The sequence below is a fragment of the Paraburkholderia diazotrophica genome, assembly GCF_900108945.1.
GTDB classification, from domain to species: Bacteria; Pseudomonadota; Gammaproteobacteria; order Burkholderiales; family Burkholderiaceae; genus Paraburkholderia; species Paraburkholderia diazotrophica.
Window position 1 is genome coordinate 21,677 of record NZ_FNYE01000007.1, and the last position, 13,255, is coordinate 34,931.

Annotated in this window: 15 protein-coding genes and 2 pseudogenes; 15 read left to right on the forward strand and 2 right to left on the reverse strand. The window is 59.5% G+C overall.

All coding sequences use genetic code 11. From position 1 onward, the window contains the following. Positions 1 to 7: 7 nt before the first annotated feature. The 5 genes from BMW76_RS11430 (at position 8) to BMW76_RS11450 (ending at position 4,799) form a co-directional block, all read left to right on the forward strand. Positions 8 to 757, forward strand: coding sequence for an SDR family NAD(P)-dependent oxidoreductase (locus tag BMW76_RS11430; protein WP_090865253.1), 750 nt, complete (start codon positions 8 to 10; stop codon positions 755 to 757). Positions 758 to 900: 143 nt separating this feature from the next. Beyond that, on the forward strand, positions 901 to 2,229 hold the full coding sequence (locus BMW76_RS11435; protein WP_090865254.1) for an MFS transporter: 1,329 nt from the start codon (positions 901 to 903) through the stop codon (positions 2,227 to 2,229). 27 nt (positions 2,230 to 2,256) lie between these two features. Then, on the forward strand, positions 2,257 to 3,108 hold the full coding sequence (locus tag BMW76_RS11440) for a transketolase (protein WP_090865255.1): 852 nt from the start codon (positions 2,257 to 2,259) through the stop codon (positions 3,106 to 3,108). Continuing rightward, entirely contained in the window at positions 3,105 to 4,106 is a 1,002-nt protein-coding gene (locus tag BMW76_RS11445; RefSeq protein WP_090865256.1) for a transketolase family protein, read from the forward strand. The genes BMW76_RS11440 and BMW76_RS11445 overlap by 4 nt, the downstream gene beginning before the upstream one ends. Before the next feature lie 504 nt (positions 4,107 to 4,610). Beyond that, complete coding sequence (locus BMW76_RS11450) at positions 4,611 to 4,799, forward strand: hypothetical protein (protein WP_090865257.1); 189 nt, start codon at positions 4,611 to 4,613, stop codon at positions 4,797 to 4,799. Between the two features lie 368 nt (positions 4,800 to 5,167). On the opposite strand, the pseudogene BMW76_RS41805 reads toward BMW76_RS11450, so the two are convergent. Beyond that, positions 5,168 to 5,544 (reverse strand): annotated as a pseudogene (locus tag BMW76_RS41805) (glycosyltransferase family 9 protein); the annotation flags it as partial. Positions 5,545 to 6,109: 565 nt separating this feature from the next. On the opposite strand from BMW76_RS41805, the gene BMW76_RS11460 reads away from it, so the two are divergent. The 5 genes from BMW76_RS11460 (at position 6,110) to BMW76_RS11475 (ending at position 8,875) form a co-directional block, all read left to right on the forward strand. Then, complete coding sequence (locus BMW76_RS11460; RefSeq protein ID WP_090865258.1) at positions 6,110 to 6,859, forward strand: SDR family oxidoreductase; 750 nt, start codon at positions 6,110 to 6,112, stop codon at positions 6,857 to 6,859. A 60-nt stretch (positions 6,860 to 6,919) separates the two neighbouring features. After that, positions 6,920 to 7,270: a hypothetical protein gene (locus BMW76_RS40275; protein ID WP_143062244.1), complete on the forward strand. Its 351-nt coding sequence runs from the start codon at positions 6,920 to 6,922 to the stop codon at positions 7,268 to 7,270. Between the two features lie 102 nt (positions 7,271 to 7,372). Next, positions 7,373 to 7,678 carry a helix-turn-helix domain-containing protein gene (locus BMW76_RS11465; RefSeq protein ID WP_090865259.1) on the forward strand — a complete coding sequence of 102 codons (306 nt, stop codon included), beginning with the start codon at positions 7,373 to 7,375 and terminating at the stop codon, positions 7,676 to 7,678. 137 nt (positions 7,679 to 7,815) lie between these two features. Next, positions 7,816 to 8,019, forward strand: a complete 204-nt coding sequence (locus BMW76_RS11470; protein ID WP_015004218.1) for a cold-shock protein — start codon at positions 7,816 to 7,818, stop codon at positions 8,017 to 8,019. A 520-nt stretch (positions 8,020 to 8,539) separates the two neighbouring features. Continuing rightward, positions 8,540 to 8,875: an H-NS histone family protein gene (locus BMW76_RS11475; RefSeq protein WP_090865446.1), complete on the forward strand. Its 336-nt coding sequence runs from the start codon at positions 8,540 to 8,542 to the stop codon at positions 8,873 to 8,875. Positions 8,876 to 9,691: 816 nt separating this feature from the next. Here BMW76_RS11475 and BMW76_RS42950 read toward each other — a convergent pair. After that, a pseudogene (locus tag BMW76_RS42950) lies at positions 9,692 to 10,376 on the reverse strand (divalent metal cation transporter); the annotation flags it as partial. A gap of 586 nt (positions 10,377 to 10,962) precedes the next feature. Here BMW76_RS42950 and phaP point away from each other — a divergent pair. The 5 genes from phaP (at position 10,963) to BMW76_RS11510 (ending at position 13,132) form a co-directional block, all read left to right on the forward strand. Then, positions 10,963 to 11,478 (forward strand): TIGR01841 family phasin, encoded by a 516-nt coding sequence (gene phaP, locus BMW76_RS11495; RefSeq protein ID WP_090865263.1) that lies wholly within the window; start codon positions 10,963 to 10,965, stop codon positions 11,476 to 11,478. Positions 11,479 to 11,623: 145 nt separating this feature from the next. Continuing rightward, on the forward strand, positions 11,624 to 11,767 hold the full coding sequence (locus BMW76_RS40280; protein ID WP_143062245.1) for a DUF2934 domain-containing protein: 144 nt from the start codon (positions 11,624 to 11,626) through the stop codon (positions 11,765 to 11,767). Then, positions 11,751 to 12,227 (forward strand): PRC-barrel domain-containing protein, encoded by a 477-nt coding sequence (locus BMW76_RS11500; RefSeq protein WP_090865447.1) that lies wholly within the window; start codon positions 11,751 to 11,753, stop codon positions 12,225 to 12,227. Before BMW76_RS40280 ends, BMW76_RS11500 begins: the two co-directional genes overlap by 17 nt. A gap of 64 nt (positions 12,228 to 12,291) precedes the next feature. Further along, positions 12,292 to 12,579: a hypothetical protein gene (locus tag BMW76_RS11505; protein ID WP_090865264.1), complete on the forward strand. Its 288-nt coding sequence runs from the start codon at positions 12,292 to 12,294 to the stop codon at positions 12,577 to 12,579. Between the two features lie 115 nt (positions 12,580 to 12,694). Beyond that, positions 12,695 to 13,132, forward strand: a complete 438-nt coding sequence (locus tag BMW76_RS11510) for a response regulator (protein WP_090865265.1) — start codon at positions 12,695 to 12,697, stop codon at positions 13,130 to 13,132. Positions 13,133 to 13,255: the final 123 nt, after the last annotated feature.

Genomic DNA, 13,255 nt, shown 5'->3' on the forward strand with positions numbered 1-13,255 from the left:
CACCAACATGTTGCTCGATAATCAAGTGGTCATCATCACGGGCGCGGCATCGGCGCGCGGTATCGGCAAGGCGACGGCGAAAGCGATGGCCGCGCAGGGCGCCCGCGTTGCGATCCTGGACCTCAAACAGGCCGAAGCCGAAAGCGCAGCGCGCGACCTGGGAGACGGCCACCTTGGCCTGGCGTGCGACGTCACCAATAAGGACGCGTGCATTAGCGCGGCAAATGCCGTCGTCGAGAAATACGGCCGCATCGATGCGCTGGTGAACAACGCGGGCATCACGCAACCCATCAAGACGCTTGAAATTGCCCGCGAAAACTTCGACGCGGTCATTGGCGTGAGCCTGCTCGGCACGCTGTACATGTCGCAGGCAGTCATTCCGCAGATGAAGAAACAGCAAGGCGGCAGCATCGTTTGCATGTCGTCCGTCTCCGCGCAACGCGGCGGCGGTATCTTTGGCGGCCCGCACTACAGCGCGGCGAAAGCAGGCGTACTCGGCCTCGCGAAGGCCATGGCGCGCGAGTTCGGCGCCGACCATATCCGGGTGAATTCGATTACGCCAGGCCTCATTCAGACGGACATCACGGGCGACAAGCTGACGCCGGAAATGCGCGCCGACATCATCAAGGGCATTCCGCTCGGACGTCTCGGCGACGCCAACGACATCGCCAACGCCTGTCTGTTCCTGGCAAGCGGCTTGTCGACGTATCTCACGGGCATCACGCTCGACGTCAACGGCGGCATGTTGATTCACTGACGATGCACTCGCGTGTGCTTCGCAACGATGCGCACGCTCATGACGCACCCGAACACACGGGGTGTCGCGCCGTATAAACGGCTCACAAGCTTGCGGTCAGACGTGGCACCGAAGGCATGCGTCCGGCCAACAGGAGACAACTCATGAAACCCAAAATGGCCTCGCCCACGATCGGCGCAGAGCTTTCCGTGTCTGACGACGTCGTCAGCTTCGAAGCAAGAACCTATGCGAAGGTCGCGCGCCGTCTCATTCCCTTTTTGATGCTCTGTTATCTGGGCGCATATCTCGACCGCGTCAACGTCGGTTTTGCAAAGCTTCAGATGCTCAATGATCTGCGCTTCTCCGAAACGGTGTACGGCATCGGCGCGGGCATCTTCTTTCTGGGCTATTTCCTCTTCGAAGTGCCGAGCAATGTGATCCTTCACAAGGTTGGCGCGCGCAACTGGCTCGCACGCATCATGCTGACGTGGGCGCTGATTTCGGCGAGCTTCGTGTTCGTCAAATCGCCGACCGTGTTCTACCTGTTGCGTTTCCTTCTCGGCGTCGCTGAAGCGGGCTTTGCGCCCGGCGTGATTCTGTACCTCACATACTGGTTTCCCGCAGCGCGACGCGCGAAGGCGCTCTCGATGTTCTTCATGGCGATTCCGCTCGCGGGTATCGTAGGCGGACCGCTGTCGGGCTGGATCATGCATTCGTTTCAGGGGCTGCATGGCCTTGCCGGATGGAAATGGCTGTTCATGCTCGAAGCGGTTCCGTCTCTTGTTCTTGGCTTCGCCATCATTCTCTATCTCGACAACGGCATCGCTGGCGCGAAGTGGCTGACGGATGACGAGAAGGCCCTGCTCAAGCGTAACGTCGACAAGGACCGCACTCAGACCACCGAGCATATGTCGATTCGTGCGTTCATCGCCGACCGGCGCTTGTGGCTGATGGCAGCCATCTACTTCTGCGTCGTGCTGGGCCAATACGGACTCACGTTCTGGCTGCCGACCATCATCCGCCGCACGGGCGTTGCGGACCCGTTGTGGGTTGGCATTCTGACGGCGATCCCGTACCTCTGCGCCATCGTCGCGTTGCCCCTGCTTGGCAGCAGCGCAGACAAGCGACGTGAACGCCGTCTGCACCTGGCCATTCCAATGCTCGTCTCCGCAGCCGGCTTCGCTATCTTGCCGATGCTCGGCAGCGTGGGCGCCTCGATTGTCTGCGTCAGCGTTGCAGCGGCGGGCATTCTCGCCTCGTCGTCGCTCTTCTGGGCGCTGCCTACGGCCGTACTTGGCGGCATGTCGGCTGCGGCGGGGATTGCCGCCGTCAACTGCTTCGCCAATCTTGCGGGCTTCTTCTCGCCCGCCATCGTCGGCTGGTTGAACGACCTCACCGGCAAGTCGACGGCAGGCCTGATCTTTATCTCGTCGGCAGTGGTGCTGGGTGCGGTCCTGGTGTTCTTCGTACCCGCGAAAACCGTCAATCGCTAAACCAAATTCTTCTCTGGAGACAAGCAAATGAGTACTCCCGTCATCGAGGATGTGACGCTCGCCGAGCGCGCCTATCGCATCCGGCGCAATGCCCTTCTGATGGGCGAAGTGCAAGGCCAAGGCTATATCGGGCAGGCGCTCGATATCGCCGACGTGCTGGCCGTCTCGTACTTCGGCGCAATGAACTATCGTCTTACGGATCCCGACTGGGAAGATCGCGACCGCTTCCTGCTGTCGAACGGCCACTACGCGATTGCGCTGTACGCGGCGCTGTTCGAAGCAGGCATTCTTCCGCCGGAAGAACTCGAGACCTACGGCAGCGACGACAGCCGTCTGCCGATGTCCGGCATGGCCAGCTACACGCCGGGCATGGAAATGTCCGGCGGCTCGCTGGGCCAAGGGCTGACGATCGCGGTGGGCCGTTGCCTCGGTCTCAAGCGCAAGGGCTCGAAGTCATTCGTCTACACGCTCTTCTCCGATGGCGAACTCGACGAAGGGGCGATCTGGGAAGGCTTGATGTCGGCGGCGCACTGGAAGCTCGACAACCTGATCGCGATGGTCGACGTGAACAATCAGCAAGCCGATGGTCCGTCGACGCAGATCATGGCTTTCGAGCCACTCGTGCCGAAGCTCGAAGCGTTCGGCTGGTATGTGCAGCGTGTGAACGGCAACGATATCGACGCGGTGAAGCACGCATTCGACAGCGCGCGAAACCTGAAGGAAGCCAAACCGCGCATCATCGTGTGCGACACGAAGATGGGCTGCGGCGTGCCGTTCCTTGAGCAGCGCGAGAAAAATCACTTTATCCGCGTCGATCCGCACGAATGGAAGCTGGCGCTCGAAGCACTCGATGAAACTTTCGCAGGGAGAAAAGCATGAGCTCGGTCATCGATAAAAAGCCTCGCCTGAAGACCTCGGCGATGATCGCATCCATTGCGGGCGAAGGACAGATCACGCGTTCGGCACCGTTCGGCCACGCGCTTGCCGAACTCGCACGTAGCAAAGCGAACGTGATCGGCATGACGGCCGATCTCGGCAAGTACACCGATCTTCACATCTTCGCGAAAGAGTTTCCGGATCGCTATTACCAGATGGGCATGGCCGAGCAGTTGCTGATGGGCGCGGCGGCCGGCTTCGCTCACGAAGGCGCACAGCCGTTCGTCACCACCTATGCGGTATTCGCGACGCGGCGCGCGTACGACTTCATTCACCAGACCATCGCGGAAGACGACCTGGATGTGAAAATCGTCTGCGCTCTGCCGGGTCTGACTACGGGCTATGGTCCGAGCCACCAGGCCGCGGAAGATCTTGCACTGATGCGCGCAATGCCTAACATGACCGTCATCGATCCATGTGACGCGCTGGATATCGAGCAGATGGTGCCCGCCATTGCGGCTCACAATGGCCCGGTCTATGCGCGCCTGTTGCGCGGCAATGTGCCCGCCGTGCTGGACGAGTACAACTACCGGTTCGAACTCGGCAAGGCGAAGATGCTTCGCGACGGCAGAGATGTGCTCATTGTTTCGTCCGGGATAATGACCATGCGCGCACTCGAAACCGCGAAGGCGCTCGAAGCGGATAAGGTGGACGTCGCTGTGCTGCACGTGCCGACCATCAAGCCGCTGGACACCGAGACGATCATTCGCGAAGCACAGCGAACGGGGCGAATGGTCGTGGTCGCCGAGAACCATACGGTCATCGGCGGGCTAGGCGAAGCAGTGGCGACGACCTTGCTGAGTGCTGGCGTCTCGTGCGCTTACAGGCAGATCGCGCTGCCGGACGCATTCCTCGATGCAGGTGCTTTGCCGACGCTGCACGACCGCTATGGCATTTCCACGAACGCAATGGCCGCCAATATCAGGAAGTGGCTGGCATAGGAGGCGAAGCGTACACCCGAACACGACGTCGGCAGATGTAGTACGAGGGCCTTGGAAGCATTGCGAGAGAACGTTTCCATCATGGGCAAAGAAGCGAATCACGGAAAGTTATCGAGACGGTGCGCATGTTCGCAGCGACCACGCTGAGGAAAGCGGTGCTATCCGTCTCCCCATGTCTTCAAGTGTCGTGAATCCGGCCCACTGACTGGTGGGCCTTTTTCTATGGCGAGATACATCGATACTTGCGTCAGCACACTAGCGAAGTACGTGCGACGGTGCGGCTTTTCACAACATCTGTCGCGTGCCGTGCGCGAGGTCTGCCGCGTAGACACGTGACCTGGCAGGGCGTGACGCGGAAGTTTACGTCTGCTTGCGCGCAACGGTTGCGGCCGCACGATCATGCAGAAATTCCCCAGGCACTTGCGATGCTCAAACCGTATTCAGGCAGGCATCAGCGCCTGGCCTGGCTGGTATCCGCATGTAATCGTTAGAGGAGGAAGTCACATGAGCGCTCGCCCGCAATCCAACCCATCCACAGAAACAGACGCCGATAAGAAAAAGAGCACCGACACGTTTGAGACTGACGTCTCCGAGTCGGGCGACGACGGCACGACCGTTCGTCAGGCCGAGGTACGCGAGGACGATCTGTCCGAAACCCATTCCTCGTCGGACGACAAGAAGAAATCGCCGTGATATGAAGTGAGCGAATGTGGCAGCGCAGTTGATTCGAATGAGCGACGATCAGCTGAGCAGCGTGAAAAGCGGATCGTAGCTCGCGCTTCACCGCTCGGGTCTCGCGGGCGACGATTCGTCGCTCGCGGCCACATCGCTGGGCGTAATCACGTCCTATAGCCGTTTGTCGTCGAGCACGGCGAGTCTGCGAATGAAAACCGCCAAAACAGCACTGCGATGCTGTGCGCCCGAGCATGCAATGTGCCCTGACGCCTCGCGCACTACCGCCTTCGCGCGAATCGCAATCTCGTAAGTGGCACCTTCAGTTGCTCAGCGAGGCGAAGGTGTCCGGCGTCCGCGCAACGACGCCGATAAGCCTTGAGGGCCACCTATAGAGACCGCAAGCCGGCCATAGACTTCCGGCGGTTAGCAAAGACAAGGCGAAGCGAGCGCTTCGCCAACTGCTCGCGGACTTGGCCGAGCACATCAGCGACGCTTATGTTCAGCGCGTCGGGATGGTCATGGGGCAGTCATGGAATCGGCAGGGGCGGCAGGCCGGATAGTCGGCGAGCACACGACGTTGCTCGTGATCGAGCGGCGCCCAGCGCTGCGTGTCACTACCGGATGCGATGGCGGCGCCTGGAGCGTGCATCGCCGCTGCGACGTGCGAGATGCCCGTATCGTTGCAGATAACAAGCCGCGCACGCGCGGCGAGCGCCGCAAGCCCGCCGAGTAGCGTGTGGCCCGCGAAGAGCAATTGTGGCGCCGGCCGCTTCTCCGGAAATGGCGAAGAATCATTGCTCTCTCCAGGATCTGTGCACTGGTCCAACAGGACATTGCATGCGCACCGCAACAATAGAGAGCTCTTGCAGATCGAAATGTCGGCGGCTATAAATGATGCAACGCGGCCATTCTCTGAGCAGCCTGTGCTAAACAGTCCAGGGCTTGATGGACGGGCAAAAACAGGGGCTGGCATCGCACCCGCGCCGTAATCGCCGTTTGTTCCAGTTTTGCAGCCTTGCGCGCCATAAGCAGATCGACAACAAAAGATCGCGTTCGCCAGGAACGCTATGCACTGTGCACGCGTGCATGGAATGAATTTACGAAACATTGAACTCCACTATCAAGGCAACATGTTTGGCTGTGCAGCATGGTCTAAAAGGAATCCTAAGTCATAAATTCATCTAGCGTCGAACGCAAGGTTCACGATTGCCCAGGCCGTTTTCCGGTTCGTGGCGTGCACGACCCCGTCCCCGACCAGGTACGGTGCGAACTGCGTCAGGACCATAGGACAGGTCGTGCGGGCACGACGGAGACACGAGGAGAGCGCCATGACTCAACAAGGTTCGGTTGCCGAGGCCGACTTCAGTAATCGCGTCGTTCTGGTAACCGGTGCGGGAAGCGGTCTTGGCGCTGCCGTTTGCAACCGGCTGGCGAGTGAAGGCGCAACCCTGATCGCCGCGGATCTGAACTGCAAGCGCGCCGAGGATACGGCGGCGCGTATCGTGCTGGCGAATGGTCGCTGCCATTCGCTGGAACTGGATGTGACCGACGCGGCGGCTGCGGCATCCGCGATACAGCACATTGTGCGAGAACACAGCCGTCTGGACGTCGTCATCAATAACGCGGCGATAGACGTGACGGAAGCAATCGATACGCTGTCGATCGACGACTGGGACCGTGTGCTGGCGACGAACCTGCGCGGCCCCTATATCGTCTCCCGCTATGCTATACCCCATATGAAAGCGGCGGGCGGCGGCCACATCGTGAATATCGCATCGACCGCATCCAAGCGCGCGTGGCCGAACGCGGCCGCCTATCATGCCAGCAAGTGGGGACTGCTCGGCCTTTCACATAGCATGCACGCCGAACTTCGGCCGTTTGGAATCAAGGTTTCGGCCATCGTCGCGGGTGGAATGCGCACGCCATTTTTGCTCGAGCGCTTTCCGGACATCGACGAGGCTACCCTGCAGGACCCGGCCAACGTCGCGGAAGTCATTCGCTTCGTGTTGATGCAGCCGTGTGAGACTGCAATTCCCGAAGTGATGGTGCTGCCAATGCGGGAAACGTCCTGGCCGTGAAGGGGCCCGCAGATTCACCGACAGAGAAAGCACTCGTCGTGGTCTCGAAGAGCGCGCAGCATGACGATCGAACAGATCCGCGCCAGTTGGCAGCGAAGCGCAGATATTCCCGACGTAGTTTGCGGCACTGGAAAGATTTACATCTTTTTTCGGCTTATTGGGGTTAATTCCAATGCCGTATTTGCGCTGCGAGAATTGTTATACGGCACGGCTTGCTGTACCTTTATCGCTCCAAAAGCTAAAGCAGTTATCCCCGGCTTTTGGTGCGTGTTGGAAAATCCCGCCAGTTTTGAGACTAGACTCTCATCAGGAGAGCTGGCGGGGCCTTTTTTGCAAAAACAAGAAGGCGCTGCGTTTACTGGTTGCGGAGTACGTTGCCTTTGTAACGATCCCGCTTCCGGCTTCGACTGAAAAATACCGTGTTCCGGCGATAGCCTGTTTGCGCGGACGGTAGGTGTTATCCGTCGCCACGACGCGACGGCAATACAAGTACTTCTGAGAGACTTTGAACAAATGAATCGATATGCTCAAACCATCGAGCACCTCGAGCGCAGCTGTGAGAACAGCGGCCTGAGACGCGCCCTTGCTGCGCGCCTGAACAACGCCCTCAAGCGAGCCAACGTCAGTTCGTCTCGCGTTGCCACGTGGCTCGGCGTCAGTGAATGTGACGTTCAGTTCTGGCGCCGGGGAATTACGGTGCCCCCGCTAAATGCGTTCAAACGGATCGCCGCGGCGCTCGATCTCGATGTGCATTGGCTGTGTACCGGGCGGACACAGGGGGTGGCGGCTGGAAGGACTGCGTTGCTTGCGGTGCTGTGAGCATTTGGCAATGGCATTTCGAGTCGCCTCCCGAAAACACCTATTGCTGGCAGAAGCCGCTTCGTTAGTCAGATATTGACAGAGCGTCGGTGAGTGCCGGTCGCATTTCAACTCAACGGTTTGGGAAGAACAGGAAAATGGCAACAGGTACAGTGAAATGGTTTAACGATGCGAAGGGTTTTGGATTTATTACGCCGGACGACGGCGGTGAAGATCTCTTCGCACACTTCTCCGAGATACAGGCAAAAGGCTTTAGATCTCTGCAGGAAAATCAGAAGGTGAGCTTTGAGGTGAAGCAGGGACCCAAAGGCAGGCAGGCTGCAAACATCCAGCCGCTGTAACTGGCTTTGACATCGGTCTGCGCAGGCATCCCGTTGCTCGACATTCTGATTGGCAATGCAAAAGGCACTGACGGGTTCGGGGTGTCTCCGGAAGGAAGGCGTCGCCGAACATCGCTGTAAATCCTCAGGACTACGGTACCTGAGCGCAGCGTTCGCAGGAGGAGACTTTGCTTGTCTGATCGCTGGCCGCGGGGTATGTGCGGGGAAAAAGCGGGTCACTGTCGACGTGATGTCTGGCAGATTTCCACGGCTGCTTGCTGACCGTACCCGGCAACATCACGAGATCATGTGAGTAGAGCGGAGCATCGCTGACGTTCTGCCATTTCAGGTTCACAGCGCCCGGATCAAGCGATTGCAGACGAGGCACGTCTGATGGCTGCGCGAATTCGCCCGACTGATGCACGGTCTCTCTCGCCGCTTCTGTTACTGGACTTCGCGACGAGACCGAAACGTCGAAGGCACGAAATTACACTCTGGCGTTGCGTCGTTCTGCGCAATACGGATGAGAGAGGAAATCACAGTGGATCAACGAAAACGGGACAGCATTGTCGCTTACCTGCGCCGTCGAATGGCCGAGGTCGGGATCGACCTGGACGATGTTGCAGCCGCCATAGCGCAAGACGAAAACGCTGCACGGTATCGTAGCCCAACAGGAGAGACATGGTCCGGCGATGGCGAGATGCCCCAATGGCTTAAGCAGGCCATCAGCGCCGGTCAATCTCCCGAACACTTTGCCGTTGATGGAAGGCCGTCGCAGCGCGACGCTGCCTCGCGTCGAAAAACAGACTGGCGCGAAGATCCGTTTGCAGGTACGCGCCTGGCAACGATTCACCGTTCATATGCTCATGCCCGTTGATGCCTGAATGCAGTACGGGCGCGGCTTTCTAGTGCTCGCAGACGGCACTCGGGCGCAGTCATCCACGCGCAGACCAAAAAACGAACCTGTGTATTGACCAGGTACAACAGTTCGCGCGCATTGATGGCGATGGTTTCCATTCCTGATGGCATAGGCACTCATAGTCGATGACGAGCCGGACGTTCGCGACGCGCTCGGTGGAATCAACGCGGAAGAAGAACTAAGCCAGCCACGGCGGACGTCGCGGGCAAGGCACTCGGTCTGCGGTTGCCAGATCACACGGATCTCGATCTGTTTGAAGCGTTGTTAGAAGTGCATTCGGGCCGGGTAGGGTCGGCTGCGATATGCAATTGCGCTGGCGCCTCGTACGATAACGCACTATCGCGACAACACTACTCAACGTCACACTATTTGCAGACTTCTGGCTGCCAGCGTGCGAGCGTCGAGCGCGCCAAGCGGCCTGTGTCGACGAGTCGCGTTGTTACGGTGTCGGCGGTCCTTCGTCGTTTCTGGCGGGATCGTATTCTCTCCGCCGGCGGGATGGCGTCGAAAATATCGAGTCGATAAACGTATGCGCACGGCTCTCGCCGTATCTGAAAGCCTCGTGTTCCGATAGAAAATCGAACTGCTCGGGGAAGTTCGCCACTTTGCGATCGGGCTGGTCCGGAAACGAGACAGTCCATGACACGCGAAACCGCCGGTACATCCCACCAATAGCGTGCGACTTCGATAACGTAACGTGAACCTCGATGCCGCACCCGCGATACGGCGCATAATATTGGCTGGACATTGTCATCCCTCGAAGCGGGAACTGTATTACGGATCTTGCGGAGCATTGCTCGTGCCGCATGTGGCGACGTCCGTCCGCTGTCGACTGCTGGCAGCTTTTACAGGCAAAGTGCTTGTCGCATCGCTTGCTTGATTGTCCCGGCTATGCGTGGCCCGATCGCCGCAGTACGTCGTCGTTCGATGCCTGCGAGAACAAGTCGCGAAGGCAGTGTCAGAGATGCGACTACTAATGCACGACGCCCAACTTCTTCGCAGCACGCCGTCAGCGATTTGTGGAATTGGTCCGGACCAGCCGAGCCAGCCTAAGGCGCCCCCGACAGGGAACCGGCCCATCACCTTGCGGCTCGATGCCAGGTACATGACGAGCGCCATGATCCGCACGGCGGTGATGCCGTTGATGACGGCACTCCAGTAAGCGCAGACGCCAGTCAGCCGGCGATCGGCCCGAGCGCTGACGCTGCATCGGCTGTCGACTTCACATCGACGTGATGCGCATGCAGGGTGGCGGTGCCGTCAGCATGATGAAAAAGGCAGCGACGTTCGATGCGGCCATCCCGATCCACGTATCGACGCTGATGCGCTCAAGCTGGGCGGGCGCTTGCAGCGGTGCACGCATCAACGGCGCATGCCGGTGATGTGAAGGGATTTCCTCCACTTCCTGCGCGGCCTGCCAGAAGAACAGATAAGGGCTGATTGTGCTGCCGGGCACCGCGTCTCGTCTCAACGAAAATGAGCCGCTTACCGACATCGTCCAACGCCGTACCTGACTGTTTTGCATGTCGTCGGGCTACCGCGCTGCCGCTTTTCGTGCGCAGTTCGGGCGGAGTTGACGTAGTGGTGCAGCCTTCTGATATGAGCGTATTCGCGTTTGCATCTGAATGCGCAACTGCCGGATGGCCGGCCTATGCGATAAGGCGCACAAGAGGAGAGACACTCGAAGTTCATTTGCCTGCCGAATGAGCGACGTTAGCGTTTTGCGCGTGAAACGACTTCTTTACACGGGGGTTTTGCGAAGGGATGCGTCCTGTTTCTGAGCCGGACAACAATCAGAAGATTGTTGTGAACGCGTGCCCTGCCTGGCGTCGATGGCCCTTGTGGCTACATCGCCTTGGCTGCATGTCCATCAGCTATCGGGTTCGTTGCTTGACTGTCCTGGTGACCCGTAACTGTGCCTAACGACACGCGCCGATGTGACATTGAACTGAAGCGAATCGGGAATGGTGATTGCGCGGCAACCTGCTCACATTGCGAGGTGTGTGTCGCGTGTTATGTCCCATTAATTCATTGAGGAATCGACCATGGCAACCGAACAACTTATCGCTATTCCGGATACCGGATTCAAGGCAGCGGCTGAGCGTGCTGCGTCGGCTCGACGAGAAGACGCGGACGCAGTGGTCAACGTGTGTGTTGGCACCGCCGAGCGGCTCTTCGAACTGAACCGCAAGGCGATCCAGACATCAATCGAAGAACAGCGTGCCGTTTCCCTTAAGGCTGCGGAAGAAGTCTCGCCTTTCGGTGCGTGGCGGCTTCACGCGAGCTACGTTCTGGCTGGGACGGCGAAGGTCGTCGCCTACTGGCGTCACGCCAGTGAGATCATCCTGGATGGATATGCGGACGCGGTCAGCGAAGCAGAGAATCGTCTAAATCGAGGCTTCCTGACAATAACGGGTGTGCTGGATGACGTAACGGCTGGCGTCGGTTCCTCAGTGCTGACGGGCGATCCGGCTCTCGCTGCCGCCAGCATGAAAGAAACCGCAGAGATGAGTGAGCGCGGGGCCAAGGGAAAACCGTCCGCCGACTTGAAGCAGGGCTGAATGCGGGGCTGCTGGCAAGCTCGCCGTTCCGTCCGGAAGATACATAGCCGCGATATGGGCGGGCTGATCGTCGCGCGTACGTGGGCGTTTGCCGATAGCGGTCACCTGGCCATATATACAGCTGCGCTATTGGATGGAGGTCGAAATGGACGGCACCGTCATCGAGGAACGGATTCGAACGCTTGCCTTCTATCTGTGGGAGGAGGAGATGCATCGCGACGCTGGAATGGCGGATGCGGATAAGTTGGCTCAACCTCCAGGAGGAGACAATCATGAGCACACCACTTGACCCGACAGGTAATACGTCCGGCGGCGCCGGCGCCGACATCGTCGGTGGCGGACGTGGGGAAGGACCAGGACCGTATGTGATGGCGGCCGCGACGCTCGATGGTGACAAGGTCGTCACATCAGACGGCGAAGACGTCGGCAAGATTTCGGACATCATGCTTGACGTGCGCAGCGGACGCGTAGCATACGCCGTCCTTTCCGAGGGTGGCTTCCTCGGGATGGGTAAGACGTTGCATGCAATTCCGTGGAATGCATTGACACTCGATACGGACGAGAAATGCTTCCGCGTCGACATCACTGCGCGGCAACTCAAGGATGACCCCGGCTTCGACCCTGACCACTGGCCGTCAATGGCCGACGCGGCCTGGGGCACACAACTGCACCAGTACTACAACCGGCAGCCATACTGGGCCACGACGCGAGATATCGCCGCGGGACGCGACAGCGCCGCCGATGTCTGATTGACAGCTCGCGTGCGACGCCCTGGCCGCAGAAGTCCGGGGCGTCCATTCAAGGGAGACAGCCATGAAAACACGACGAACAGCCGTGTTGTGTTCTGCAATCCTGTTTGCATTCGCCGCGGCGACGTTCGCTCAGGGCGGAGGAACTGCAGGAGGCGGTGGCGGCAACAGCAATGGTGGCGCGGCCGGTCAGGGCGGCACGGGGATGAGCACGCCGAACGCGAGCGGGCCGACGGGCACGACTTCAACCTCGAAGGGCTCGAATACCATGAAGTCGCCATCCGGCACGTCGAAGAACTACAAGCCGCATGCTAAGGGGGCGTCCGATACCGCCGCTTCATCAGCCCAGTAACGACGTTTCGTCCATCGCCTTGCCGTTCAAGGCAAGGCGGTGACCTGTCCAAACGCTGGCGTTCGCCCGCGGGTGTGGCTGCTAACGGCATTGGTCACTGCATCTGCACACCGCCATGTCTACTGTGCTTCTGGTCGATGACGACGTCGAAAATCTTTGGGCTCTCCAGCTGGCGCTGGAATCGTGCGGGCATCACGTCGTGCTTGCGGAAAGCGGATGCGACGCATTGCAAAAGCTGCAGCGTCAGCTTCCGCGTCTCATCATCACCGACTGGCAGATGCCCGGGATGGACGGTGTCGAGCTTTGCCGTCGCATACGGTGCCAGCCGTCGCTTGCGGACCTGCCGATTATCCTGCTGTCAGCCACGCCCGAGCCGGAAGACTATCCGCGATGCTGGACGGCGTTCTTTCAGAAGCCGGTTGACGTGGCGGCTCTCCTGGATTCAGTGAACATTTTTATCGCGGAGCGCCTGGCAGAGGCGTTCAGAAGACCTGCTATGGGTGACCCCGCCCCGTCGCGTTTGCAGCCAGTCGATTCCCGCTGTTGGCCATAGCGATGCAACAGGGAGAAAGTCGGGTTTATCACTACAGCTGTAGCTTTTCCGAGGCACGCCACCGCGTCGTCAGTGCTGGCATTGCTGTGCGCGGCACTGATGTCGGCGCCTCCATTGACGACG